A 26,080-nucleotide genomic window follows, 5' to 3' on the forward strand; every position below is an offset into this window, starting at 1 on the left:
TCATGATGGCACACCCAGGGAACTGAAACATCTAAGTACCTGGAGGAAGAGAAAGAAAATATTCGATTCCCTGAGTAGCGGCGAGCGAAACGGGAATAGCCCAAACCAAGAGGCTTGCCTCTTGGGGTTGTAGGACACTCTATATGGAGTTACAAAAGAATGGATTAGGCGAAGCGATTTGGAAAGATCCGCCATAGAAGGTAAAAGCCCTGTAATCGAAAGTCCATTCTCTCTTGAGTGTATCCTGAGTACGGCGGAACACGTGAAATTCCGTCGGAATCCGGGAGGACCATCTCCCAAGGCTAAATACTCCCTAGTGACCGATAGTGAACCAGTACCGTGAGGGAAAGGTGAAAAGCACCCCGGGAGGGGAGTGAAATAGAACCTGAAACCGTGTGCCTACAAGTAGTTAGAGCCCGTTAATGGGTGATAGCGTGCCTTTTGTAGAATGAACCGGCGAGTTACGATTACGTGCAAGGTTAAGTTGAGAAGACGGAGCCGCAGCGAAAGCGAGTCTGAATAGGGCGAAAGAGTACGTGGTCGTAGACCCGAAACCAGGTGATCTACCCATGTCCAGGGTGAAGGTGAGGTAACACTCACTGGAGGCCCGAACCCACGCACGTTGAAAAGTGCGGGGATGAGGTGTGGGTAGCGGAGAAATTCCAATCGAACTTGGAGATAGCTGGTTCTCTCCGAAATAGCTTTAGGGCTAGCCTCGTGATGAGAATACTGGAGGTAGAGCACTGTTTGGACTAGGGGGGCATCTCGCTTTACCGAATTCAGACAAACTCCGAATGCCAGATATTTATACACGGGAGTCAGACTGCGAGTGATAAGATCCGTAGTCAAAAGGGAAACAGCCCAGACCACCAGCTAAGGTCCCAAAGTAATCGTTAAGTGGAAAAGGATGTGGCGTTGCTTAGACAACCAGGATGTTGGCTTAGAAGCAGCCATCATTTAAAGAGTGCGTAATAGCTCACTGGTCGAGTGACGCTGCGCCGAAAATGTATCGGGGCTAAACGATTCACCGAAGCTGTGGATGTGCATCTAAGATGCACGTGGTAGGAGAGCGTTCTAAGGGCGTTGAAGTCAGACCGGAAGGACTGGTGGAGCGCTTAGAAGTGAGAATGCCGGTATGAGTAGCGAAAGATGGGTGAGAATCCCATCCACCGTATGACTAAGGTTTCCTGAGGAAGGCTCGTCCGCTCAGGGTTAGTCGGGACCTAAGTCGAGGCCGACAGGCGTAGACGATGGACAACAGGTTGATATTCCTGTACCACCTCCCCGCCGTTTGAGTAATGGGGGGACGCAGTAGGATAGGGTAAGCGTGCGATTGGTTGTGCACGCCCAAGCAGTAAGGCGTGGAAGTAGGCAAATCCGCTTCCTGTAACGTTGAGCTGTAATGGGGAGCTCTTTAAGAGCGAAGTACCTGATTTCACACTGCCAAGAAAAGCCTCTAGCGAGGCGGGAGGTGCCCGTACCGCAAACCGACACAGGTAGTCGAGGAGAGAATCCTAAGGTGTGCGAGAGAACTCTCGTTAAGGAACTCGGCAAAATGACCCCGTAACTTCGGGAGAAGGGGTGCTCTCGAAAGAGAGCCGCAGTGAATAGGCCCAGGCGACTGTTTAGCAAAAACACAGGTCTCTGCAAAACCGTAAGGTGACGTATAGGGGCTGACGCCTGCCCGGTGCTGGAAGGTTAAGAGGAGGGGTTAGCGTAAGCGAAGCTCTGAATTGAAGCCCCAGTAAACGGCGGCCGTAACTATAACGGTCCTAAGGTAGCGAAATTCCTTGTCGGGTAAGTTCCGACCCGCACGAAAGGCGTAACGATCTGGGCACTGTCTCAACGAGAGACTCGGTGAAATTATAGTACCTGTGAAGATGCAGGTTACCCGCGACAGGACGGAAAGACCCCGTGGAGCTTTACTGTAGCCTGATATTGAATTTTGGCACAACTTGTACAGGATAGGTAGGAGCCAGAGAACTCGGAGCGCCAGCTTCGAGGGAGGCGTCGGTGGGATACTACCCTGGTTGTGTTGAAATTCTAACCCGTACCCCTTATCGGGGTAGGAGACAGTGTCAGGTGGACAGTTTGACTGGGGCGGTCGCCTCCTAAAAGGTAACGGAGGCGCCCAAAGGTTCCCTCAGAATGGTTGGAAATCATTCGTAGAGTGTAAAGGCACAAGGGAGCTTGACTGCGAGACCTACAAGTCGAGCAGGGTCGAAAGACGGGCTTAGTGATCCGGTGGTTCCGCATGGAAGGGCCATCGCTCAACGGATAAAAGCTACCCCGGGGATAACAGGCTTATCTCCCCCAAGAGTCCACATCGACGGGGAGGTTTGGCACCTCGATGTCGGCTCATCGCATCCTGGGGCTGTAGTCGGTCCCAAGGGTTGGGCTGTTCGCCCATTAAAGCGGTACGCGAGCTGGGTTCAGAACGTCGTGAGACAGTTCGGTCCCTATCCGTCGTGGGCGTAGGAAATTTGAGAGGAGCTGTCCTTAGTACGAGAGGACCGGGATGGACATACCGCTGGTGTACCAGTTGTCTTGCCAAAGGCATCGCTGGGTAGCTATGTATGGACGGGATAAGTGCTGAAAGCATCTAAGCATGAAGCCCCCCTCAAGATGAGATTTCCCATTACGTAAGTAAGTAAGATCCCTCAAAGACGATGAGGTAGATAGGTTCGAGGTGGAAGTGTGGCGACACATGGAGCTGACGAATACTAATCGATCGAGGACTTAACCACTAACTTGAATGGTCGTTAGTCAATGTCTTTATCCAGTTTTGAGAGAACAAGCTTCTTTCAACTAAATATGTGGTCTAGTGATGATGGCAAAGAGGTCACACCCGTTCCCATACCGAACACGGAAGTTAAGCTCTTTAGCGCCGATGGTAGTTGGGGGCTTCCCCCTGTGAGAGTAGGACGTTGCTAGGCAAATAAAAAACCACCACTAAAGTTAGTGGTGGTTTTTACGTTGATATGGTATGAGCAGATATGATATTAGAAAAAGCTAAGTGTATCAAATTTAAAGATGCTACGTAGAATAACGATAGATTTTCTTCTCCTTAATGAAGTTAATATGAAAAGTATAAATACAAATATTTTGTATTTTGAAAGAGAGAACTGATTCTATATAAAAGACTACATAGTAGCACTTAAATATCATAGACAACTTTTTCAGTATTATACGATGTAAAATTATAAAAATAAAAGCTAAATGAATTTTTATCTAATTAAGGATAAGTTGGTACGTATGAGTATAAGAATATTATTGATTTAAAAATATCATGAGTAATTGTAGTACAATATAGGTAATCTAATAATAGTTAAATTCCATGTATTTTTATCAATGATGGGATATTTTTAGACATGTATGAAGTATTGTTACTATGGACTTTATTTATTGGAATAATCCAAATTTTTTTTCTTTTTTTGGAATCTTGACACTTCTAGAGCATGTTGATAATCTTACAATTAATATTCTTTTAGAAAAACAGGAGGCATTTACGAAATGTGGGAAACGAAATTTGCCAAAGAAGGCTTAACGTTTGATGATGTTTTATTAGTACCAGCTCATTCTGAGGTTTTACCTAAAACAGTTGATTTATCTACTCAATTAACACAGAAGATAAAATTAAACATACCAATTATAAGTGCAGGTATGGATACAGTAACAGAATCAAAAATGGCAATAGCAATGGCTCGTCAAGGTGGAATCGGAATCATCCATAAAAATATGAGCATTGAAGAACAAGCTGAGGAAGTTGAAAAAGTTAAGCGATCTGAAAATGGTGTAATTACGAATCCATTTTTCTTAACACCATCTCATCAAGTATTTGATGCAGAACATTTAATGGGAAAATATCGCATTTCGGGTGTGCCAATCGTAAATAATGAAGAGGATTTAACGTTAGTAGGTATTATTACAAACCGTGATTTGCGTTTTATCTCTGACTATTCTTTAAAAATTGAAGATGTAATGACAAAAGAAGATTTAATTACTGCTCCAGTAGGAACAACTGTAGGAGAGGCAGAAAAAATTCTTCAACAATATAAAATTGAAAAATTACCAATCGTTGATGGAAATGGCAAATTAACTGGATTAATTACTATTAAAGATATCGAGAAAGTTATTGAATTCCCAAATGCAGCAAAAGATGAACTTGGTCGTTTATTAGTTGGAGCAGCAGTAGGTGTTTCAAATGATACGATGCAACGTGTAGCAAAATTAGTGGAAGCCCAAGTAGATATCATTGTAATCGATACTGCACATGGTCACTCACAAGGTGTAATTGACACTGTAAGACAAATTCGTAGTGAATATCCAGATCTTGAAATTATCGCTGGTAACGTAGCAACAGGAGAAGCTACACGTGCATTATTTGAAGCAGGAGCAGATGTAGTAAAGGTTGGTATTGGTCCTGGTTCAATTTGTACTACTCGTGTTGTAGCTGGTGTTGGTGTTCCTCAAATTACTGCAATTTATGATTGTGCAACAGTTGCTCGTGAAATGGGTAAAACAATTATTGCAGATGGAGGAATTAAATATTCAGGTGATATCGTAAAAGCTCTTGCTGCTGGTGGACATGTTGTAATGCTTGGTTCACTATTAGCTGGTACTTCTGAATCTCCTGGAGATACTGAAATCTTCCAAGGTCGTCGCTTCAAAGTTTATCGTGGTATGGGATCTTTAGGGGCAATGGAACAAGGTTCAAAAGACCGTTACTTCCAAGAAGATGCGAAAAAACTAGTTCCAGAAGGCATTGAAGGACGCTTACCTTACAAAGGACCTTTAGCTGATACAATTGATCAATTAGTTGGTGGTATTCGAGCAGGTATGGGATATTGTGGAGCACCAAATCTTGAACATCTTCGTGAAAAGTCTCAATTTATTCGTATGACAGGTGCAGGACTTCGTGAGTCTCACCCACATGATGTTCAAATTACAAAAGAAGCACCAAACTATTCCATTTCTTAATATTATGCAACCATATGCACTTTTTTAACGTCTTTGGTAGATGTTAAAAAAGTGCTTTTTTATCTGAATGTAACACTAATCTTGCAATTCTATGATAAAATGGCGGAAGGGAAATAAATATATAGTTGGAGGTAATATTAGTGAAAACAACTGCAAGGAAAACATCTTTGTTAAGTCTAATGATTATCCCTGTACTGTTAATTAGTTTGTTAGCTACTTCGCCGGTTAAGACAAGTGCTGCTGAAACAGATCTAGGGTTAACAGTTGATGCTGCAATTTTAATTGATGCAGATACAGGGAAAATACTATACGAGCAAAATGCTGATACATCTTTAGGAATAGCTAGTATGTCGAAAATGATGACAGAATATATCCTATTAGATGCTATTAAAAAAGGCACAATTACATGGGATCAAGAGTATCGTGTTACAGAGTATACATATAAAATGTCACAAAACCGTGCATTAAGTAATGTACCTCTTCGCGCAGATGGTACATATACAATACGTGAGTTATATGAAGCAATGGCAATTTATTCTGCTAATGCTGCAACAGTGGCTATTGCAGAAACAATTGCTGGTACGGAAACAGAATTCTTAAAGCTAATGAATAAAAAAGCTGAGGAATTAGGACTTGAAGGGTATAAATTTGTAAACGCTACAGGGTTAAATAACTCAGATCTATTTGGAATGCATCCAACAGGTACAGGCCCTGAGGATGAGAATATTATGCCAGCTCGTTCAGTTGCGAAACTTGCATATCATTTATTAAAAGAACATCCAGAAGTATTAGAAACATCTAGTATTTCAAAAAAGACATTCCGTGAAGGTACAGATGATGCAATTCAAATGTCAAATTGGAACTGGATGTTACCTGGATTAGTTGCAGAATATGAAGGTGTAGATGGACTAAAAACAGGAACGACATTACTTGCTGGTTCATGTTTCACAGGTACTGCAGTACGTAATGGAACACGTCTTATTACAGTTGTTATGAATGCCGTAGATTCAACAGGTACAGATAGTGATAAGACAGCTCGTTTCGATGCAGCTGCGAAATTATTTGATTATGGTTTTAGTCAATTTTCAAAACAAGAAATTATACCGGCTAACTACAAGTTCAAAGGCAATGAAACAATTGATGTTACAAAAGGAAAAGAAGATAAAGTAGAAATTGCGGTTAAAGAACCTATTTCATTTGTAGTAAAAACAAATGAGAAAGATTTATATAAGCCAAAATTAGTACTAGATAAAAAATCCCTTGAAGCTGAAGTGAAAAAGGATACAGTTGTAGGGAAAGTAGTAATAGAGCGTACTGAAGGAACTGACCATGGTTTCATTGACGGAGCTGAGTTTACAGCGGATGTTGTAACAACTGAAAAAGTGGAACGTGCAGGTGCCATTTCACTATTCTTCCAAGGTGTTGGAAGCTTTTTCGGTAATGTTTGGGGCGGTATCACAGGCTTTGTTGGCGGTTTATTCTAATAAAAATAGTAATATTATAAAACTTACATGAGTGTGTCATTAGTATAAACTTATACTATTGTCACACTCTTTTTTTTCTGGGACAAAATAAGTTTGCCTACATTTTTCATAAGCTAGTAGTTGAAGGAGCGTGAAAATATGTGCGGCATTACCGGATGGATTGATTTCACCCAAGTGATTCATCATCAAAAAAATATTGTTTTAAGTATGACTGAAACGTTAAAAAAGAGGGGACCAGATGATGGGAATGTGTGGTGCAGCACGCATGCTCTACTTGGTCATCGTAGATTAGCAGTGATTGATTTAGTGGGTGGAAAGCAACCAATGTCTAAATCCCACAAAAATCAATCTTATACAATGGTATATAATGGAGAGCTTTATAATACCGAAGAAATTCGTCAGGAACTTAAAAAACGTGGTTATAGTTTTTCTACATCATCAGATACAGAAGTTTTATTAACTTCTTTTATTGAATGGAAAGAGCAATGTGTAGACCATTTAAATGGAATATATGCTTTTGCTGTTTGGGATGAACAAGAGGAAACGTTATATGCATTTCGAGACCGTTTAGGAGTGAAACCCTTCTTCTTTTCACATATCGAGGGGAGTTTAAAATTTGGCTCAGAGATTAAGGCGATATTAGCTCATCCAGACATTACCCCACAAATCAATCGACAAGGTTTAGCAGCACTATTAAGTATAGGACCTTCAAGAGTACCGGGAAGTGGTATTTTAAAAGGAATTGAAGAGTTAGAACCAGGTTGTGCACTTAAGTTTTCAAAAGAGGGATTAAGGAAATGGCGCTATTGGAATGTTAAAAGTGAAAAACACAAACATACCTTAGATGAGACCGTTGAAAACATACGATTTTTAGTAACAGATGCTATTAATCGCCAGCTTGTATCAGACGTACCCCTTTGTACATTTTTATCTGGTGGTTTAGACTCAAGCATTATTACAGCTATTGCTGCAAACACATACAATAAAGAAGGACGTACCTTACACACTTATTCAATAGATTTTGAAGGCAATGATCAGTTCTTTGAAAAAAATGAATTTCAAACTTCTCAAGATAGCTATTGGATTAATAAAATGAAGAAAAATTTCCATACAAATCATTTTGAGATTATGATTACGCAGCAGGAATTAGTCAATTTGTTAGAAGAAGCAATGATGATTCGTGATATGCCAGGGATGGTAGATATCGATAGTTCATTATTGGCAGCTTGTCGTGTAATAAAAGAAAAATTTACAGTATCGCTTTCAGGTGAATGCGCCGACGAAATATTTGGAGGATATCCTTGGTTCCATAAGGATTACACTCTGTTTCCATGGATTCGTTCTATTGATGAAAGAGAAGGGTTTTTACGAAAAGAGTGGCAATCCCGTCTTCAATTAAAGGATTTTATGAAACACGCTTTCGATGAATCAGTTAAAGATTGTCCAAAGTTAGAAGGAGAAAGTCCAATTGAGGCGAAGCAAAGAGAATTATTTTATTTAAATATGCGTTATTTTATGCAAACCTTACTAGAAAGAAAAGACCGAATGAGTATGGGTGCTAGTTTAGAAGTTCGCGTTCCGTTTGCAGATCATCGAATCGTTGAATATGCATGGAATATTCCTTGGGAAATGAAAAAAATGGGAAATATGGAGAAGGGATTACTTCGAAAAGCAGTAGAAGGGTTGCTTCCAAACGAGGTACTATATCGTAAAAAGAACCCATATCCGAAAACGTACCATCCCAAATATACAGAAGGTGTTCAAGCGTTATTAAAAAATGTTATTAACAGAAAAGAGTCCATTTTACATGAGTTGTTTGATAAAGAACAGCTTATGTCATTATTACAAACTGGTGGGGCTTCGTTTAAAGTACCTTGGTTTGGTCAGCTTATGGCAGGTCCACAATTGCTTGCATATTTAGTTCAGATCGATCGTTGGTTTGAAAATTATAATATTCAATTGCTAGAGCAGTAAACGAAAAACTAGAGTAGAGATAGCCTTATATCTCTACTCTAGTTTTTTTAATTCCCCAACATGTCATTAATTTATCGATAGCTATATCAATTGTCTCTAATGGTATACCTCCAAAGCCTAATAAAAATGACGGTTGATCGTAGTTTAATGGTTTTAACTGATACTCTGATACAGGGTATATAGCTATTTTTGAATCGTTAGCTTGCTGTTTTAGTTCCTCCTCTGTTTTATTTATAGGTACTGAAATTAAAATATGCATTCCCGCATGATCACCTTTAACTTTAATATCAGGATAATAAGTAGATAGTGTGTGTAGTAACTTATCGTGTTTTTTTCGATAAATTTTCCTCATACGGTTTAGATGTTTAGAAAAATGACCATCTTTCATAAAATTAGCTAATATATGTTGGTCAAACCGTGGAACAGTTGCAGAATAGTAACTAAAAGAATCTTTATATTTTTGTAAAAGGGTGTTTGGTAGTACGATATAAGCTACACGCAATGAAGGCATTAACGATTTAGTAAAGGTACTCATATAAATAACTTTATTGTTTTGATCTAATCCTTGAAGGGCAGGGATGGGTTTTCCTACATAACGAAATTCACTATCATAATCGTCCTCAATAATGTAGCGATTTCCCTTAGATGCCCATTTAAGAAGTTGCGTTCTCCTTGCTGCGGATAATACTGCTCCAGTAGGGAACTGGTGTGAAGGAGTAATGTAAACAATATTTGCATCTGATTCTTCTAGCTCATCTACAATAAGACCATCATCATCTACAGAAATAGGTATAGCTTTATTTTGTAAATGAATACGAGGTATAGCAGAATAACCTGGGTTCTCTAACGCAAATTTCGTATTATTTTCAATTAAACGTAAAATCATTGGTAATAACTGTTCTGTTCCTGAACCAATAACAATTTGCTCAGGTTTACAAATAATTCCCCTAGATTGATATAAGTATTTTGCAATTTCTGAACGAAGAACATATTCGCCTTGAGGTTCCCCAGTTTGTAAAAGCTCTTTTGAACTGCTATCAAAGATATCTTTTGCATATTTCCTCCATGTAGAAAAGGGGAATGAAGAATCAATTTGCCCGGGATGAAAATTGTGCTCATAGATTTGTCGTTGCTTAGGCTCATATTGCACATCAATTTGATCTTTTTCAACATAAGGTAATTCATCTATTTCTTCTACAAAATAACCAATACGGGGTTTAGAGACTATATAACCTTCAGCAAGTAATTGTCCATAAGCAATTTCGATTGTTGTTTGGCTAATATTTAAGAATTCAGCGAGTTTCCTTTTAGAGGGAAGTTTTGTGCCAACTTCAATTTGTTTTTCAATTATGGCATTTTTCATCCCGATATAAAGTTGTTCGTATAATGGTGTGGGACTATCTTTCTCTAGTTTAAAAATAAGCATGTCCATTGGCTTCACTCCAAACTGACCATTTTATTTCCTTTAATATGTATAAATACTATATGGTCAATGTTAATTATACTAAAGATAATGTTTCTTGTAGAAATAAAAATTGTTTTATCTGTAATGGAGATTCCTCCAGTTGTTGTCGGAGCTGAACGAGCGTTCTCCGCTTTTCGAATGTCTAGCTCTGGCGGTTAGGCTCTCTCGTCACTTCGACTCTTCTGTCGAAGGCAAAAAGCGCCTTCTTGTCAGAGTCTCCAGTGCGTGTCGAGCCTGAGCGAACCACCTCCGCTTTTCTTTTTAACACTTGCAAATTTAGATGGCATATAGTACGCTAATGTTAAATTTCACATTTGTAAAATCGATGATAGGAAATAGTAGCAAGCACGTTTTTTTAAGAGAGTCAGCGGTTGGTGAAAGCTGATAAAAACACTTGTGAATCCGTCCTTGAGTAGCCATGTTGAATTCGTAGTAGACACTGGCCGGTTGAAAAGCCGTTATTTGATAAGTGGATTAGATATTATCTAATCAATTAGGGTGGCAACGCGGGTAGCTCTCGTCCCTTTTATTGGGGATAGAGGGCTTTTTTATGTTTTAACCCTTTAGCAGAATGAAGTGAATCAATAATGAGTGGTATTACTTTTTATTATCGATTAATAAATTAAGGAGGAACTACCGTGTTAGATATTAAACGTGTTAGAGATAATTTTGAAGAAGTGAAAAAAATTCTACTTACTCGTAATGAGGATTTAGGAAATTTAGATGAGTTTGAAGAGTTAGATGCGAAGCGCCGTGAATTAATTGCGAAAACAGAAGTGTTAAAAGCAGAGCGTAACAAAGTATCTGAACAAATTTCAATCATGAAGCGCAACAAGGAAAATGCTGATGAAGTTATTGCACGTATGCGTCAGGTTGGAGATGAAATTAAAGAGCTTGATACTCAACTTCGTGAAGTAGAAGAAAAGTTTGAATATATGATGATGCGCTTGCCAAATATCCCTCATGAATCTGTTCCAGTAGGTACAACAGAAGATGATAATGTGGAAGTAATGAAATGGGGAGAGCTTCCAAACTTCAATTTTGAAGCTAAACCACACTGGGATTTAGCAACAGATTTACAAATTGTAGATTTTGAACGTGCTGCTAAAGTTACAGGAAGTCGTTTTATTTTCTATCGTGGATTAGGTGCTCGTCTTGAACGTGCATTAATGAGTTTTATGATGGACTTACATGCAGAAGAACATGGTTATGAGGAAATGTTACCACCCGTTATCGTAAATCGTGATAGCCTAACAGGTACTGGTCAATTACCGAAATTTGAAGAGGATGTATTCAAATTAGCAGATACAGACTACTTCATGATTCCAACAGCAGAAGTACCTGTAACAAACTTCTTCCGAGATGAGATTATTGATGGTGATATGTTACCAAAAGGCTTTGCTGCTTATAGTGCGTGCTTCCGCTCTGAAGCTGGTTCAGCTGGTCGTGATACGCGCGGTCTTATTCGCCAACATCAATTCAACAAAGTAGAGCTTGTTCGCTTTGTTAAACCAGAAGATTCTTACGATGAATTAGAAAAACTAACTGGCCATGCTGAAAAGGTATTACAATTATTAGGTTTACCATATCGTAAATTATTAATGTGTACAGCAGACTTAGGGTTTACAGCTGCCAAAAAATACGACTTAGAAGTTTGGATGCCAACTCAAAATATGTACCGTGAAATTTCTTCATGTTCAAACTTTGAGGATTTCCAAGCGCGCCGTGCAAATATTCGCTTCCGTCGTGAACAAGGGGCAAAACCAGAGTATGTACACACATTAAATGGTTCAGGCTTAGCAATCGGTCGTACAGTTGCTGCAATTTTAGAGAATTTCCAACAAGAAGATGGATCAGTTATTATTCCTGAAGTATTAAGACCATACATGGGTGGCAAGGAAGTAATTGCACCAGCAAAATAATAAATTAAGGGATATTTGTCCAGTTAGGACAAGTATCCTTTTTTGATTTCAACCAGCTACACAATTTTGGTAATTTTACATTAGCGTCGCATTAAAATAATTTGACACCTTTATTAAAACTGAATTTTCTGAAATATATTCTTCGCACAAAAAAAGCCTTTATAATGGTTGGGCGGTAGTAAACCATCCAAATCCAAAATAAAGGACTAATCGCATGGATAAGTTTACACGAATAACATCATTTGAACAATGGTTTTCACCGATTAATTTGACGTTATTTGAAGAACAGGTGAAAATTCATCAATTAAATTACTATACAAAGAAGCTGTACATGGCTTCCTTTATGAAACTGCTTTTATATGCCCAGCTTCATGAAACAGAGAGTTTAAGGGCATTAAGCGATGCTGTGTTTTCAGATGATTTACAACGGACAATAGGGTTTGAATCGATTAGCTTCTCCCAATTGGGCAGAAGAATAAATACAATCCCAACCGAGTTCTTTCAAACGCTTTTTCTAGATTTAGTCTCACAAATTCATCAGAAAACGGATTTTCAGAAACAAAGAAAAACGACAACACCATTGAAAATTATTGATTCGAGTACATTACCACTTAATTTAACCAACCATAAGTGGGCAGAGTTTCGAAAAACAAAGTCTGGTGTGAAGCTTCACCTTCGACTCGTTTTCATGGAAAAAGGTCTTTCGTATCCAGATCAAACGGTGCTCACAAATGCGATTGAACACGACCGAGGTCAACTTGAGGTATTCATTGATGACAAAGAATGCCTGTACGTGTTCGACCGTGGCTACTTGGATTACAAACGCTTCGATCGCATGACGGATGATGGCTATTTCTTTGTCACACGTCTTCGAAAAAATGCCGTCGTACGTGTACTTGAAACATTTTCTCTACCAGAAGATTCAAAGGTCCTATCAGATGAGATGGTGGTTATTGGTACAACACAAAATCGTTCGGAAAATGTGTTTCGTCGCCTAGAAATCCTTGATACAAAAGGCAGTGAACTAACGTTACTAACGAATCGTTTTGATTTAGACGCAGATGAAATAGCAGAAATCTATAAATCACGCTGGGCAATTGAGTTGTTTTTCAAATGGATGAAACAACATCTGAACATCAAAAAGTTCTACGGTCACAGTGAACAAGCTGTACACAATCAAGTGTACATCGCAATGATCGTGTTTTGTCTAAACGTTTTGGCACAGATGAACACAAATAGCGATCGAAGTTACCTAGAAATTAGTCGCTATTTAAAAGCTGCATTATGGAAATCTGCTCACATTTGGTTGCGCAAAATTGAAAGAAAAAACGTCCCATAAAGGTTTTAAAAGTCGTTGTTACACAAGTCACAGGTTATAGTAAAAAAATGAATGTTTACTACCCTAGCTTTAGTGTTTTCAATTTTTCTTTAAAATTAAGTAAAACAAAAACTGAAAATTCAGAACACTTTTATGCAACGGTAGTGGTAATTTTACATTTAATAAGAAAAATATACCAATCGGTAGAGACGTGTTATATCATTTAAATATAAAACAAAGGGAGTAGGGGGATGTGCATGAAGAAGTTTTATAAAAAACTATTTTTAGCAAGTACAGTCGGTATTGTTGGTGTTGCTGGGAGTTTATCAATGCAAGTACCTACATTTGCACAAGAAAATGATACAACTTCAGAGTTAGAAATAAAGGCAAATGAATTTATTAAACTTGCATCTGAGAATAAGTGGGAAGATGCGTATAAATACTTTAATGAAAAACTCCAAACTATATCAAAAGAATATATTTCAGCGACTTGGAATAGTTTTGCAGCAAACTATGGACAAACGAAATCCATAGAATTGAAAGATGTGAAAAAGAATATAGTACATACGAGAGTCACTTTTTCAGTTACTGGTGAAGTAAGTCCGTATGAGCTATATTTTAACTTTGATAAAAACGGTAAAATTGATGACTTTTCTGTTGGTTACCCAACATATCCATATTCAACACCAAGTTATGATCATCCTGAAAATTATACTGAAAAGGAAGTTGTTGTTGGAAGTGAAGAATTCCCATTACCAGGGGTTTTAACGTTACCAAAAGGGGAAGGACCATTTCCAGTAGTAGTACTAGTACAAGGTTCAGGACCCCATGATATGGACTCAACTTACCTGGGTAATAAACCGTTTAGAGACATAGCAGTTGGACTAGCAAATGAAGGTATTGCTGTTTTAAGATATGAAAAAAGAACAAAGGTTTATCCATTTAAAACTGGGACAAACCCGAAATTTACAATCCAAGATGAGACAGTGCTAGATGCAAATTATGCTGTTGAAACATTAAAGGATATTCCGGAAGTTGATGCAAAAAATATCTATGTTCTAGGTCATAGTCAAGGTGGATTTGCACTTCCATTAATTTTAGAAAATGATAAAAATGGGGACATTAAAGGTGGAATTGTAGTTGCAGGTCCAGCAGGAAAATTCCAAGATTTATTAGTATGGCAACTTGAACAATCTTTAGAGAAAGCAAAAGATGCAAATGCACCTAAAGAACAAATTGAGGCATTAGAAGCGAATGTTGCGTTTTGGAAGACACAAGTTGGATTAATTAATGACCCACAATATACTTTAGAAAACCCACCAACTGACTTCCAATTAGGACCAACTGATTGGTGGTATAATTTACGTGATATTGAAGCTCCTGAAGTTTCTAAAAAACAAAATGTTCCTTTATTTGTTGTTCAGGGAGGTAAAGACTTCCAAGTACCTGCATCTCATTTAGAGTTATGGAAAGAAGCTCTAAAAGAAAGAGATAACGTATCATATAAATTTTATACAAATATGCACCACTTCCTTGCTGAGAATCCAAATGCTACAGGAACAACAGCTGACTATTTGGCTCCAGCAAATACTTCAAAACAATTAATATCTGATATTGGTCAATGGGTAAAAACAGGTGTTATTGAAGAACAGTCTGAAGAAAAGCCAGAAGTAGGTTTACCACAATATAATGATTATGAAGATAACCAATATTGGTCAAAAGCCTTTACTTGGGCGATTCAAGAAGGGATTATAAAAGGTTATCAAAATGAAAACCTTTTAAAGCCAAATAATGCATTAAATGAAAGTCAATATTTAACAGTATTTTTCCGATACACAATGGGCGAAGCATTAAAGGATGAATCCCTTAAAAATATTTATGCACTGGCAAAAGAAAACGGTCTACCTGTAAAAGGAAGCGCATTTTCTGAACTATCACTTCAAGAAGCAGCAGTTTTAATTTCGAAAAGTATTACAAAGAAAGATATGTCAGTAGAAGAGTCGGTGAAATGGTTAATGGATAACAACATTTTAGAAGGACTAAATGTAACAGGAAATGAATCATTAACACAATCAATTACGAGAGCGCAATTTGTAACGCTCCTTCATCGTATTCATGAAGCAAATTTAATAGGGAAATAATAATAATGTAATGTCATAAAAGCTTGTCCGAGCTTTTATGGCATTTTTTTAGTGGGAAGCAATACTTTTGAGCTAGTACAGAATTTATTTATACATCAATTTGACTTATAATTTTCTTGAATTTAGGTAGTTTTAACCTTTTTATCCTTTAACATGCTAAAATAATGAATAGTAAAGTAGATACATAAGTATTACGATGAATTCAAAAAATTTATGATTCCTCCAAAAATAAAAAGGGTCTTAGTGTATATATTTTTCTACAGGTTATGTTCAAAAATTGTTGATTTCATCAGGTTTTAATTGTATTCCTTATTTGCCTAACAAGAATAAATCGTTAGACTTTTAATCTTTCTGAAAATTTTTTATAATAGGGTAATGGTAATAGGTACTTAGTAATGAGAATAAGATAGTTTATATCAGTATTTTACTAATTTAAAAAAATATTAATATTTAAAGTTTTGGACGAGGCAACCTTTTACAACAATTATCCTATTAAACTACCAATAAGGAATTCACAACAGTTAGTGCTTTTATTATGAACGAATGAAGATTAAAAGTATTTATTCGTTCATAGTCGGGAGGTGTATAGAATGGCATTTAATCTTTACTATTACGAAAGCAAAGTGGAGTGTAATTGTTGTAAAAAGAACTTTACTACTTATAAGGTACGTCCAGGTCGATTCAAAGTAGTTTCACAAGACACAGACTTTATGCCTATTTATGAAGGATTAAATCCATTGCTGTATGAAGTAGCAGTATGTCCAAATTGCGGGTATGCCTATCATAAGTCCCTTACCCGTACTTATGGGCCGTTTATGCTACTTATTAAAGAGATGTATATTAGTCAGTTAAAAAAACCAATGAACATTTGTAAAGAACGAACAATCGATGAAGCAATCGCAAGTTTTAAATTGGTTTATTTAGTTGCAAGATCGTCCATGGAAGAAGATTTGATTTTAGCCAACTTTGCAATGAAAATTGCTTGGCTTTATCGATTAAAAGAGGATAAAGAATCTGAAATGCACTATTTACGATCAGCAAGAGAATTATATGCAAAGTCTTATGCTTCCAATAAAGAAGGAGAAGAAAGACTACAATATTTAAATGCTGAATTAAGCCTTCGTATTGGAGATATTGAGGAAGCAAAAAGGGGATTTTCTCGACTTATTGCTGGGCGTGAGGTTTCAAATAAATACCGGAACTATGCTCGTAAACGTTGGGAGGACTATAAATACTCAGTCGAACCAAAAAAAGAAAGTGAAATTAAGGAAGATATAATCGAGTAAAGACTTTACTAAAGGGGGAATTATGTTGAATTTACGAATCAATACGAGACTTGATGTGACGGAAGAGGAGATTTTCTCTGAATTACATCACTTTTTGTTAAGAAAAAATAATCGAGTTTTATCAAATGATCAAATTGTGGAGAAAACTGGGGTACCTGCTGAATTAATTCATAAGTGGGTGAAAACAGGGAAATTAAAACAAACGATGTTTCCGAATCTTGGTGCACCATGTGAGCGTTGTGGGACAATAACGAGCAATCCTAAGCTTTGTAGAGATTGTACACAAACGATTACTAGTACATTAGCTAAAGAAGAAAAAGACCGTGAATGGTTCAAAACTATTCAAAATAACACTCGTAGACAAAGCACATACCATTACAAATAAAAGGAAAGAAGACTTAGCCATGTGACTAAGTCTTTTTTTCTTACTCTATTTAGAAGAATAAAAACCCGATACTTATAATAATCCCTGTATAAATTAATACAAATAAACTGAATCCCATAATATCTTTTGCACGCAATCCTGCTATAGCGAGAGCTGGTAATGCCCAGAATGGTTGAATCATATTTGTCCATGCATCTCCCCAGGCAATTGCCATTGCCGTTTTTGCATAATCTGCCCCGAGTGTTCCTGCTGCTTCTAACATAATTGGTGCTTGCACTGCCCATTGGCCACCACCAGATGGAACAAAGAAGTTTACTAAGCCAGCAGAATAAAATGTAAATAAGTAGAATGTAAATTCATTGGAAATAGCAATAAACCACTCAGAAAAGACTATAGCTAATCCTGATGCTGTCATCATGCCCATAATACCCGCGTAGAAAGGAAATTGGAATACAATGCCGCTAGTTGTTTTAATTGCTTCCTGAGCTGCTGCTAAGAATCGTTGTGGAGTGCCGTGAAGAATAATGCCAAATATGATAAAGATTGAATTGACTATATTTAAATCAAGTGTGAAGCCTTTAGTAGCAAAGTGGTAAATGAGATATGAAAGACCAATAAGACCAATTAAAATCGTTAACAGTGTACTTCTTTCCGTCCATGAAGCAAATGTTCTTTCGGCAGGAGGGAAAGTTTTCTTCTCTTCCTTCAATAATGCAGGGTCAACCTCAACAACATCTTCTTCTTTCGGCATCATCCAGCGATTGAAGAAAGGTAACGTAAAACCTATTACAAGGACAATAAATAAATTATATGGTGTGAAAATTGTATCGGATGTAGAAACAACTCCCATGATATCAGCAAAAGGATGCCCATCTGTTGCAACAGAAAGTGGGATAGAGCCTGCTAATCCTCCATGCCACACAACAAATCCAGAATAAGCACTAGCAATTAATAAACGATAATCAACTTTTTTAACTTGTCGTGCAATTTCCTTAGCAAATAAAGCACCAATGACTAATCCAAATCCCCAGTTAATCCAACAAGCAATAAGGGAAACAAAGGTAACAATAATAATTGCACTACTTGGCTTCTTAATTTTGCTTGCAATAGAGGTTAGAAATTTCTTGAATACAGGACTATTTGCTAGTACATGCCCTGCAGCTAAAACAATAACCATTTGCATCGTAAACGCTAATAAACCCCAAAAACCATCTCCCCAATAAACGACCATGTCTAACGGTGATGAGTCTGTTAACACAACGCCTAAAAATAAAACTAGCACAGTTAAGATTGCAACGAAAATATACGGATCTGGTAAGAATTTTTCCATAATCGTATTAGAGATTCTCGTTAAAAACTTCATCGTCACATTCTCTCCTTTCGTTTTATTTAAAAGCAGGTAAGTGCTTTCACTAGAATCATATGTGCGGTATTAAGTATTTATAATGGTCATAGTGAAAAATAAGAAAAAGTAAACATAGCTTATATTAATAGCTTCGTAATCATATATTTTATTAGGACAAGAATATGTAGGGGGCTATATGTATGAAGGGAAAAGTTTGGGATACATTTGAAGATGCCGTCTCTGATATTCAAGATGGTGCAACATTAATTGTAGGTGGTTTCGGTTTGTGCGGAATTCCTGAAAAAAGTATCGAAGCATTAAAAAATAAAGGTACTAAAAATTTAACGATAGTTAGTAATAATTGTGGAGTAGATGATTGGGGACTAGGCTTACTTTTAGCAAATAAACAAATTAAAAAAATCATTGCCTCCTATGTTGGAGAAAATAAAATATTTGAACAACAATTTTTAAATGGCGAGATTGAGGTGGAATTAACACCACAAGGGACATTAGCAGAAAGAATACGTGCAGGAGGAGCAGGTATTCCTGCATTTTATACACCAACTGGGGTAGGGACACCAATTGCTGAAGGGAAGGAAACACGCTACATCGATGGAAAAGAATATTTACTTGAAAAAGCGATAGTTGGTGACTTTGCTCTCGTAAAAGCGTGGAAAGCAGACAAATTAGGAAACCTCGTATTTCGGAAAACATCCAGAAATTTCAATCCGATTGCTGCAACAGCAGGAAAAATTACAATTGCAGAGGTAGAAGAAATTGTTGAAATTGGAGAACTCGATCCAGATGAAATTCATACACCGAGTATTTATGTTCAGAGAGTTGTCCTTGGGAAAAACTACGAAAAACGTATTGAACGTTTAACGGTTGTAAGTAAGGAGGACTAAGGATGAATGCAAGACAACGAATAATAAAAAGAGCAATAAAGGAAATTAAGAACGGCATGAATGTTAATTTAGGAATAGGTATGCCCACACTGCTTGCCAATGAAATACCTCCTAACATCAATGTGTTATTACAATCTGAAAATGGTTTACTAGGAATAGGTCCTTACCCGAAAGAAGATGAAGTTGATTCGGATTTAATTAATGCAGGGAAGGAAACAGTTACAGTTGTTCCAGGAGGGTCCTTTTTTGATAGCGCTGAATCTTTTGCAATGATTCGTGGCGGGCATATAGATTTAGCTATTTTAGGAGGAATGGAAGTCTCTGAAACAGGAGACTTAGCTAACTGGATGATTCCTGGAAAGATGGTAAAAGGAATGGGTGGTGCAATGGATCTTGTTGCTGGTGCCAAGCGAGTTGTTGTCATAATGGAGCATGTATCTAAGCATGGGGAGTCGAAAGTAAAAAAATCCTGTACATTACCTTTAACAGGAAAAGGGGTTGTACATCGATTAATCACGGATTTAGCTGTGTTTGATTTTACAGATGAAGGAATGAAGTTAGTAGAGTTAGCAGATGGAGTAACAATAGAAGAAGTAACGAAAAAAACAGAAGCGTCCTTTAACATTGAATCATCGGTGCTATTAAACTAATTTTGGTGTCTCCTCAAAATCGAATTGTCTAATTATTTTAACTAGGCTTTAAATTTTGTTTTATAATAGAACAAGATGATAATAAAGGAGCTACCAAAAATGGAACACTTATTATATAAAAACTTAAAGAATATCGAGCTTTCTGGTATTCGTAAGTTTACGAACATGCTTGTTGATTATCCAGATGCCATTAATTTAACAATTGGCCAACCTGATTTTCCAACTCCGGAACATGTGAAAGAGAAGGCAAAAGAAGCCATCGATAAAAATTATACATCTTATACACCAAATGCCGGGATATTAGAATTACGTAAGGCGATATCAAATTTTTACAGCTCAAAATATCAATTATCTTATAATCCTCAAGATGAAATTATTGTAACTCACGGTGCATCAGGAGCATTGACAATAGCATTGAGAGCGATTTTAGAAGAGGGCTGTGAAGTAATCTTATCGGGTCCAGCTTATCCTGGATATATTCCATTGGTAGAATTATGTGGTGCAACGCCAGTAATTGTAGATACCACATCTACTAAGTTTGTGTTAACAGCAGAGTTAATTGAGAAGAATATAACAGATAAAACAAGATGTGTAATCTTACCATCACCTTGTAATCCTGTTGGTTCAATCATAGGAGAACAAGAATTAATAAAAATCTCAGCGCTTTTAAAAGATAAGGAAATATTTATTATCTCTGATGAAATTTATAGTGAGCTCATTTATGATAAAACGCATAAATCCATTGCTTCATTTGAAGGAATGCGTGAAAAAACGATTGTGATTAACGGTGTTTCGAAGTCACATTCAATGACAGGTTGGCGTATTGGATATACGTTAGCACCAAATTATATCACAAAAGAAATGACAAAATTAAATGGCTATTACATTAGTTGTGCTTCAAGTATTAGTCAGTATGCTGCGTTAGAAGCTTTAACTAACGGATTATCTGATCCAGAAGAAATGAAAAAAGAGTATCAAGTGCGCCGTGATTATGTATATAAACGGTTAGTGGATATGGGTATAGACGTGTTGAAACCAGATGGAGCGTTTTATATTTTCCCATCTATTAAAAAGTTCAATATGCTATCCTTTGACTTCTGTGTAAGTTTACTTAAAGAACAGGGACTTGCAACTGTACCAGGAAGTGCCTTTTCTCCAATAGGTGAAGGCTTTATCCGACTATCCTTTGCTCAACCTGTTGAGATATTACAAAAAGGAATGGACCGGTTAGAAAAATTTATAGAGAAATTAAACAAGGGTACAAAATAGAGCGATTATTAACATGTCATCAATAACCATCCAAATTTGGGTGGTTTTTTGTTTAATTGATAATATGCGAAACATTTTCAATCATTAAAATATCTTGAAATTGTATATTTTTTTCTATGAAAAAGTCGAGAAGATATCCAAAGATATCAAAATTACTATTTTTATTAGGGACTTCTAATGTTATCGAAGTACCATCATTTAGATATAATTTTAACTTTAATTTTAACATACCGAGCTTCTCCATTAGTATATTTTTAATAATTTTTAAATGAATGGAGAAGTAATTCTATAATAAAAATCTTTTATTTATTAGCTGATTCTTTGGATAATTATAAGATTATTTATAAAATTATATTGTTAATTTTCACCAAAAATAATTGTAAAATCATATTCGCTTTTATATTTAATCTTTTGTTAAGAAAATGATTTATTTTGTAAGTATTATTTCGAGATAATACCGTCTAGAAGAAACTATCATCTTATTTAAATTCTATCCGCTCTAAAATAGGGAGTTGTTTATTTATTGCTCTTCTGACTCAGCTAGTAATTTTCGTAATCGCTTTTCTTCCTTTTTTCGTCCACGTAATGCGCGGAAAAAGTCAGTAAGCAATTGCGCACAATCCTCTGCTAAAACACCCTCTGTTACATCGCATTCATGGTTAAATCGCGGATCATTTAGAAGTTGATATAATGAGTCTACACAACCTGCTTTCAAGTCCCTTGCGCCATACACAACTCGTGGAATTCGAGATTGCAGAATTGCACCTGCACACATTGGACAAGGTTCTAACGTTACATATAATGTTGTTTCTTCCAAACGCCAACTTCCAATTACTTTACAGGCTTCTTGAATGGCAAGTAGTTCTGCGTGGGTAACTGCATTTTGGGTAGATTCTCTTAAATTATGAGCTCTGGCGATAATTTCACCTTGAAATACAATAACGGCACCAATTGGTACTTCACCGAGGGAACCAGCAATTTTTGCTTCTTCTATCGCTGCCATCATAAATTGGCGATCTTTATTATTTATTTCCACGTTCATCTCTCCTTGAAGGTAGTGTATCATAAATTTTATTCCAATCTTTAGAGTTGGGGCCTTTCCAAAACGAATAGTAAATTATCCTAAGTCTTCTAGGTAATGACCTTTGTTATTCCTACTGTTCCTATGATAAAATGTATAGCATTGACGAATTTGGCGTGAAGGGGGAACTTCTTGTGACAGTTCCATTTATTACAGTAGAGGGGCCAATAGGGGTAGGAAAAACATCGTTATCAAAGGCAATTTCATCCTATTTTGATTTTCATATCTTAAAGGAGATTGTAGATGAAAATCCGTTTTTAGGGAAGTTCTATGAGGATATTGACGAATGGAGCTTTCAAACAGAGATGTTCTTTCTTTGCAATCGGTATAAACAGTTAACAGATATTAAAAATCATATATTTGAAACAAGGTCACCTGTTGTAGCTGATTATCACATATTTAAAAATTTAATCTTCGCAAAGCGTACGTTAAAGCCTTCTGAGTACGAAAAATATGAGGCTATCTATAAGATATTAACATCGGATATGCCACGACCTAATATAATTATTTATTTACATGCAAGTTTGGATACGTTAATGAGTCGGATTGCAATGCGAGGAAGGGAATTTGAAAAGCTGATAACACGGGAATACATAGAACAATTGGCTAGCGATTATCATGAATTTATTCAACAGTTTGTCATTCAACATCCCGAAATTCCTGTTCTCCAACTAAATGGCGACCATATAGACTTTGTCAAAAATGAAGATGACCTACAACAAGTATTGAAAATGGTACAAGAAACGATCCAACAAAGGAGTTTACATCAAGAATGAATTTACGTGAAAAGTATAATATTCCAGCAACGTCTGTAATCACAATTGCTGGTACAGTAGGTGTAGGGAAGTCTACGATGACCAATGCATTAGCGCAGGCACTAAATTTCCGTACATCTTTTGAAAAAGTAGACAGTAACCCATATTTAGATAAATTTTATGATGACTTTGAAAAATGGAGCTTTCATTTACAAATTTATTTCCTTGCAGAACGATTCAAAGAGCAAAAACGTATTTTTGAATATGGCGGTGGATTTATTCAAGACCGCTCCATCTATGAAGATACAGGTATCTTTGCAAAAATGCATTACGATAAAGGGACAATGAGCCCAACTGATTATGAAACATATACAAATTTATTTGACGCAATGGTAATGACTCCTTATTTCCCACATCCTGATTTATTAGTTTACTTAGAAGGTCCAATTGATGATATTATCGGGCGTATTCATGAACGTGGCCGTGAAATGGAACAACAAACACCACATGACTATTGGATTGAAATGCATAAGCGATATGATGAATGGATTAATAATTTCAATGCATGTCCAGTACTACGTTTAGATATTAACGATTATGATTTAAAGGATAACCCAAATCAAATCGAAAGCATTGTAGAGCGTATTGCCTACATGTTAGAACAAACATCTCATTTAAGAAAATAATTATAAATGGAAAGTACAACGTAGAAATTGACGTTGTGCTTTTTTATTTTGGATTTATTGGGATATGGACGAAACATTATTAAAAGTGGACCGTATAGAAATAAAAGGGAGTGGGACAATGAAGAAATATATTGTTTTTATTTTTAGTTTTGTTCTATTTTATATGTTAGTACAATTATCATCAGGCTGGGTTCTAACTGCATTTTATATGCCAGATTTATCATTAACGAATAGTAATTTAAGTGATGAAGTAGTATTTGGGCAGTCTTCATTCTTACCATTAATCACATCATTGACTATTGCAACAATTTCCTACTTTTTGTCTCAAAAACTATTTGTAAAGAATATGAAATAATACATTGAGATGTTCCTTAATTGGGGGCATCTCTTTAATATTTTGTGGTATTTTATGTTAAATTTAAGTTTGAGTCATATCAGTGGGGGGATATGAATTATGAAGTTTTGAATATTTTTATTGGCATTATCTTCATTTTCTTAGGAAATGCGCTATTAAATATAACAATCGATGATCAATTAACGAAGAATATAATGCTTAAGATTTCTGGTGGTCTAGTAGTGTACTCAGGTATTGTCTTACTTGTAAGGGCATTAAAAAAAGATAGTAAACATAAGAGAGGAGTTTGATGGAATGATAAAAGGGTTTGGAGGGGTTTTTTGGAGATCTAACAATCTTGAGGCTGTAAAAGAATGGTACAGTAAAGTATTGAAAATTGAGATAGGAGAGTGGAATGGCACTATCATAAAACCGAAAGAAGGAAATGAAACAATTTTTTCTTTATTTAAAGAGAGTGACAGTTATTTTCCTGCCGAACAACAAGTAATGTTGAATTTTCAAGTTCATAATATGGACGAGGTGATTAAGCACCTTGAACAAATTGGTGTACCTCTTGTAAAGGATATGGAAGTTAGTGATTTCGGTAAGTTTATTTGGATTAAAGATCCAGATGGCCGATTGGTGGAGCTTTGGGAGAAATAGCATTTTACAAACAAATCTAGAATGAAATTGCTTTTAGGTGCAATAATTCGTGCGAGGTGGAGATAAATGAGCAAATTTGAATGGAGGAAAGAATTAAAAGATCTCTATTTACCTAAGAAACCTACTAAAATAGACGTTCCATCAATGAAATACTTTACAATTGAAGGTAGAGGAAATCCTAATAATGAACAATTTAATGAATATGTGGAAGCTTTGTATTCATTGTCTTATGGAATTCGAATGCTACCAAAGAAGGGAATTACACCAGAAGGATATTTTGAGTATACCGTGTTTCCTCTAGAAGGTGTATGGGATTTGGATGAAGTAGGTAGAACGTTAGACTATTTAAGCAAAGACCATTTTGTTTATAAATTAATGATTAGACAACCAGATTTTGTAACAGAAGATTTATTTCATAATGTTTTAGAAAGCGTTAAGCAAAAGAAGTCTAATCGTCAACTAGATAATGTAAAGTTTGAAACCCTCATAGATGGTTTATGTGTCCAAACAATGCATATTGGAAGTTATGATGATGAACCAGCAACCTTTGCTTTAATGGAACAATACTGTGACCAAAATAATCTTAAGAGAATAGAAAAAACACATAAGGAAATTTATATTTCGGATCCTAGAAGGACATCACCAGAAAAATTAAAGACAGTATTAAGATTTAAAGTAGCAGAGTTGTGATCCTAATGTAATAAAAAAGTAGGTTTCCGACTAATAGAAACCTACTTTTTAATATTAACTCTGTGCTTGCATATATACTTCTTCATATGGTTGGACGATGACAAATCCTTCTCCTTCAAATCTCATTTGAATAGACTCGCCACTGCCTCTTCCAATAAAGGTTTTAAAAGAAATATCTGTTTGGATTTCAGGTTGGAGATTTCCTGACCAAGCTACCGTTGCATTTGGATCTGTAATGACAGGTTTGCCTGGAGTAACACGTAATGTTAGCGGTTCATAATGCGCTGTAATGGCAACAAGTCCGGTACCTTCACATCGAACGTTAAATAACCCACCAGCCATCATTCCAGCGACCTTTCTCATCAATTTAATATCATGCTTAATGGATGGTTCAAAGGCTAATAGGTCATTACCATTTACATAGATTGCTTCGTTCTGTAGATGTAATATAATAATCTTCTTCCCGCTATCGGCTAAATATAATTTTCCTTGCCCGTTTGCTTTCATGAGAGAGGTACCTTCACTAGTTAAAGCTTTTTTAAACATCGCACTAAGGCCATGTTCTAAAATACCTTCTCTTTCAAATTTGATTTTCCCTTCATAAGAAACCATTGAACCCGCTTTAGCCCAAACAAGTCCATCTAGATTTACTTCAAGAATTCGTGGAGTTTCTAGTTCAAAAAATCCTTCTCCCTTATCTACTTGTTCCGTCTGCTTGATAAATTGTTCAATCGAATATTTATTCAT

Annotated in this window: 21 protein-coding genes, 2 rRNA genes and 1 other annotated feature (1 of these 24 running past the window's edge); of the genes, 19 read left to right on the forward strand and 4 right to left on the reverse strand. The window is 36.4% G+C overall.

From position 1 onward, the window contains the following. The 5 genes from NKR20_RS00055 to asnB all read left to right on the forward strand — a co-directional run. Positions 1-2,747: ribosomal RNA gene (locus NKR20_RS00055) — 23S ribosomal RNA — on the forward strand; it begins 171 nt to the left of the window's first position. Between the two features lie 73 nt (positions 2,748-2,820). Continuing rightward, positions 2,821-2,936: ribosomal RNA gene (gene rrf, locus NKR20_RS00060) — 5S ribosomal RNA — on the forward strand. Positions 2,937-3,513: 577 nt separating this feature from the next. Beyond that, complete coding sequence (guaB, locus tag NKR20_RS00065; RefSeq protein ID WP_121215927.1) at positions 3,514-4,980, forward strand: IMP dehydrogenase; 1,467 nt, start codon at positions 3,514-3,516, stop codon at positions 4,978-4,980. A 179-nt stretch (positions 4,981-5,159) separates the two neighbouring features. After that, positions 5,160-6,464: a D-alanyl-D-alanine carboxypeptidase family protein gene (locus NKR20_RS00070; protein ID WP_121215929.1), complete on the forward strand. Its 1,305-nt coding sequence runs from the start codon at positions 5,160-5,162 to the stop codon at positions 6,462-6,464. Between the two features lie 138 nt (positions 6,465-6,602). After that, positions 6,603-8,438, forward strand: a complete 1,836-nt coding sequence (gene asnB, locus NKR20_RS00075; protein WP_121215926.1) for an asparagine synthase (glutamine-hydrolyzing) — start codon at positions 6,603-6,605, stop codon at positions 8,436-8,438. Positions 8,439-8,463: 25 nt separating this feature from the next. Here the strand turns inward: asnB and pdxR are convergent, their stop codons facing one another. Continuing rightward, on the reverse strand, positions 8,464-9,870 hold the full coding sequence (gene pdxR, locus NKR20_RS00080) for a MocR-like pyridoxine biosynthesis transcription factor PdxR (RefSeq protein ID WP_211330999.1): 1,407 nt from the start codon (positions 9,868-9,870) through the stop codon (positions 8,464-8,466). A gap of 349 nt (positions 9,871-10,219) precedes the next feature. Further along, positions 10,220-10,431, forward strand: a binding site (T-box leader). A 110-nt stretch (positions 10,432-10,541) separates the two neighbouring features. Between pdxR and serS the strand changes: the two genes are divergently transcribed. The 5 genes from serS (at position 10,542) to NKR20_RS00105 (ending at position 16,955) form a co-directional block, all read left to right on the forward strand. Further along, positions 10,542-11,825, forward strand: a complete 1,284-nt coding sequence (gene serS / locus NKR20_RS00085) for a serine--tRNA ligase (RefSeq protein WP_121215581.1) — start codon at positions 10,542-10,544, stop codon at positions 11,823-11,825. A gap of 214 nt (positions 11,826-12,039) precedes the next feature. After that, positions 12,040-13,164 (forward strand): IS4 family transposase, encoded by a 1,125-nt coding sequence (locus NKR20_RS00090; RefSeq protein WP_253422659.1) that lies wholly within the window; start codon positions 12,040-12,042, stop codon positions 13,162-13,164. A 236-nt stretch (positions 13,165-13,400) separates the two neighbouring features. Further along, positions 13,401-15,284 carry an alpha/beta hydrolase gene (locus tag NKR20_RS00095; RefSeq protein ID WP_253422662.1) on the forward strand — a complete coding sequence of 628 codons (1,884 nt, stop codon included), beginning with the start codon at positions 13,401-13,403 and terminating at the stop codon, positions 15,282-15,284. 590 nt (positions 15,285-15,874) lie between these two features. Then, the gene (locus NKR20_RS00100) at positions 15,875-16,570 is read left to right on the forward strand and encodes a DUF2225 domain-containing protein (RefSeq protein ID WP_253422665.1); all 696 of its coding nucleotides are present in this window, start codon (positions 15,875-15,877) and stop codon (positions 16,568-16,570) included. A 22-nt stretch (positions 16,571-16,592) separates the two neighbouring features. Then, the gene (locus NKR20_RS00105) at positions 16,593-16,955 is read left to right on the forward strand and encodes a hypothetical protein (RefSeq protein ID WP_253422668.1); all 363 of its coding nucleotides are present in this window, start codon (positions 16,593-16,595) and stop codon (positions 16,953-16,955) included. 49 nt (positions 16,956-17,004) lie between these two features. Here the strand turns inward: NKR20_RS00105 and NKR20_RS00110 are convergent, their stop codons facing one another. Then, complete coding sequence (locus NKR20_RS00110; RefSeq protein WP_253422671.1) at positions 17,005-18,318, reverse strand: short-chain fatty acid transporter; 1,314 nt, start codon at positions 18,316-18,318, stop codon at positions 17,005-17,007. Between the two features lie 182 nt (positions 18,319-18,500). On the opposite strand from NKR20_RS00110, the gene NKR20_RS00115 reads away from it, so the two are divergent. From NKR20_RS00115 to NKR20_RS00125, 3 genes are all read left to right on the forward strand, one after another. Next, positions 18,501-19,205, forward strand: a complete 705-nt coding sequence (locus NKR20_RS00115; RefSeq protein ID WP_253422674.1) for a CoA transferase subunit A — start codon at positions 18,501-18,503, stop codon at positions 19,203-19,205. Between the two features lie 2 nt (positions 19,206-19,207). Beyond that, positions 19,208-19,855 carry a 3-oxoacid CoA-transferase subunit B gene (locus NKR20_RS00120; protein WP_121215572.1) on the forward strand — a complete coding sequence of 216 codons (648 nt, stop codon included), beginning with the start codon at positions 19,208-19,210 and terminating at the stop codon, positions 19,853-19,855. Between the two features lie 99 nt (positions 19,856-19,954). Next, on the forward strand, positions 19,955-21,124 hold the full coding sequence (locus NKR20_RS00125; RefSeq protein ID WP_253422677.1) for an aminotransferase A: 1,170 nt from the start codon (positions 19,955-19,957) through the stop codon (positions 21,122-21,124). Positions 21,125-21,644: 520 nt separating this feature from the next. Here the strand turns inward: NKR20_RS00125 and tadA are convergent. Continuing rightward, complete coding sequence (gene tadA / locus NKR20_RS00130; protein ID WP_253422680.1) at positions 21,645-22,160, reverse strand: tRNA adenosine(34) deaminase TadA; 516 nt, start codon at positions 22,158-22,160, stop codon at positions 21,645-21,647. Between the two features lie 179 nt (positions 22,161-22,339). Between tadA and NKR20_RS00135 the strand changes: the two genes are divergently transcribed. From NKR20_RS00135 to NKR20_RS00160, 6 genes are all read left to right on the forward strand, one after another. Then, positions 22,340-22,981 carry a deoxynucleoside kinase gene (locus tag NKR20_RS00135; protein WP_366519700.1) on the forward strand — a complete coding sequence of 214 codons (642 nt, stop codon included), beginning with the start codon at positions 22,340-22,342 and terminating at the stop codon, positions 22,979-22,981. Next, the gene (locus NKR20_RS00140; protein ID WP_253422686.1) at positions 22,978-23,646 is read left to right on the forward strand and encodes a deoxynucleoside kinase; all 669 of its coding nucleotides are present in this window, start codon (positions 22,978-22,980) and stop codon (positions 23,644-23,646) included. Before NKR20_RS00135 ends, NKR20_RS00140 begins: the two co-directional genes overlap by 4 nt. 118 nt (positions 23,647-23,764) lie before the next feature. Beyond that, a complete protein-coding gene (locus tag NKR20_RS00145; protein WP_253422689.1) occupies positions 23,765-24,001 on the forward strand; it encodes a hypothetical protein in 237 nt (78 codons plus the stop codon). Positions 24,002-24,093: 92 nt separating this feature from the next. After that, positions 24,094-24,291 (forward strand): hypothetical protein, encoded by a 198-nt coding sequence (locus NKR20_RS00150; protein ID WP_147404829.1) that lies wholly within the window; start codon positions 24,094-24,096, stop codon positions 24,289-24,291. 4 nt (positions 24,292-24,295) lie between these two features. After that, positions 24,296-24,643 carry a VOC family protein gene (locus NKR20_RS00155; RefSeq protein ID WP_253422691.1) on the forward strand — a complete coding sequence of 116 codons (348 nt, stop codon included), beginning with the start codon at positions 24,296-24,298 and terminating at the stop codon, positions 24,641-24,643. A 66-nt stretch (positions 24,644-24,709) separates the two neighbouring features. Beyond that, positions 24,710-25,333 (forward strand): GyrI-like domain-containing protein, encoded by a 624-nt coding sequence (locus NKR20_RS00160; protein ID WP_121215566.1) that lies wholly within the window; start codon positions 24,710-24,712, stop codon positions 25,331-25,333. A 54-nt stretch (positions 25,334-25,387) separates the two neighbouring features. Here NKR20_RS00160 and NKR20_RS00165 read toward each other — a convergent pair whose 3' ends face one another. Further along, positions 25,388-26,080 (reverse strand): AIM24 family protein, encoded by a 693-nt coding sequence (locus tag NKR20_RS00165; RefSeq protein ID WP_121215565.1) that lies wholly within the window; start codon positions 26,078-26,080, stop codon positions 25,388-25,390.

Source organism: Ureibacillus endophyticus (assembly GCF_024159215.1).
In the GTDB taxonomy this organism is placed as follows: domain Bacteria; phylum Bacillota; class Bacilli; order Bacillales_A; family Planococcaceae; genus Ureibacillus; species Ureibacillus endophyticus.

Coding starts and splice junctions, on each gene's coding strand:
- NKR20_RS00150 (WP_147404829.1), top strand. CDS start 24,094: ATGAATTATGAAGTTTTGAATATTTTTATTGGCATTATCTTCATTTTC.
- NKR20_RS00120 (WP_121215572.1), top strand. CDS start 19,208: ATGAATGCAAGACAACGAATAATAAAAAGAGCAATAAAGGAAATTAAG.
- NKR20_RS00155 (WP_253422691.1), top strand. CDS start 24,296: ATGATAAAAGGGTTTGGAGGGGTTTTTTGGAGATCTAACAATCTTGAG.
- NKR20_RS00105 (WP_253422668.1), top strand. CDS start 16,593: ATGTTGAATTTACGAATCAATACGAGACTTGATGTGACGGAAGAGGAG.
- NKR20_RS00100 (WP_253422665.1), top strand. CDS start 15,875: ATGGCATTTAATCTTTACTATTACGAAAGCAAAGTGGAGTGTAATTGT.
- NKR20_RS00125 (WP_253422677.1), top strand. CDS start 19,955: ATGGAACACTTATTATATAAAAACTTAAAGAATATCGAGCTTTCTGGT.
- NKR20_RS00165 (WP_121215565.1), bottom strand. CDS start 26,080: ATGAATAAATATTCGATTGAACAATTTATCAAGCAGACGGAACAAGTA.
- NKR20_RS00160 (WP_121215566.1), top strand. CDS start 24,710: ATGAGCAAATTTGAATGGAGGAAAGAATTAAAAGATCTCTATTTACCT.
- asnB (WP_121215926.1), top strand. CDS start 6,603: ATGTGCGGCATTACCGGATGGATTGATTTCACCCAAGTGATTCATCAT.
- pdxR (WP_211330999.1), bottom strand. CDS start 9,870: ATGGACATGCTTATTTTTAAACTAGAGAAAGATAGTCCCACACCATTA.
- guaB (WP_121215927.1), top strand. CDS start 3,514: ATGTGGGAAACGAAATTTGCCAAAGAAGGCTTAACGTTTGATGATGTT.
- NKR20_RS00145 (WP_253422689.1), top strand. CDS start 23,765: ATGAAGAAATATATTGTTTTTATTTTTAGTTTTGTTCTATTTTATATG.
- NKR20_RS00070 (WP_121215929.1), top strand. CDS start 5,160: ATGATTATCCCTGTACTGTTAATTAGTTTGTTAGCTACTTCGCCGGTT.
- NKR20_RS00090 (WP_253422659.1), top strand. CDS start 12,040: ATGGATAAGTTTACACGAATAACATCATTTGAACAATGGTTTTCACCG.
- NKR20_RS00140 (WP_253422686.1), top strand. CDS start 22,978: ATGAATTTACGTGAAAAGTATAATATTCCAGCAACGTCTGTAATCACA.
- NKR20_RS00095 (WP_253422662.1), top strand. CDS start 13,401: ATGAAGAAGTTTTATAAAAAACTATTTTTAGCAAGTACAGTCGGTATT.
- NKR20_RS00115 (WP_253422674.1), top strand. CDS start 18,501: ATGAAGGGAAAAGTTTGGGATACATTTGAAGATGCCGTCTCTGATATT.
- NKR20_RS00110 (WP_253422671.1), bottom strand. CDS start 18,318: ATGAAGTTTTTAACGAGAATCTCTAATACGATTATGGAAAAATTCTTA.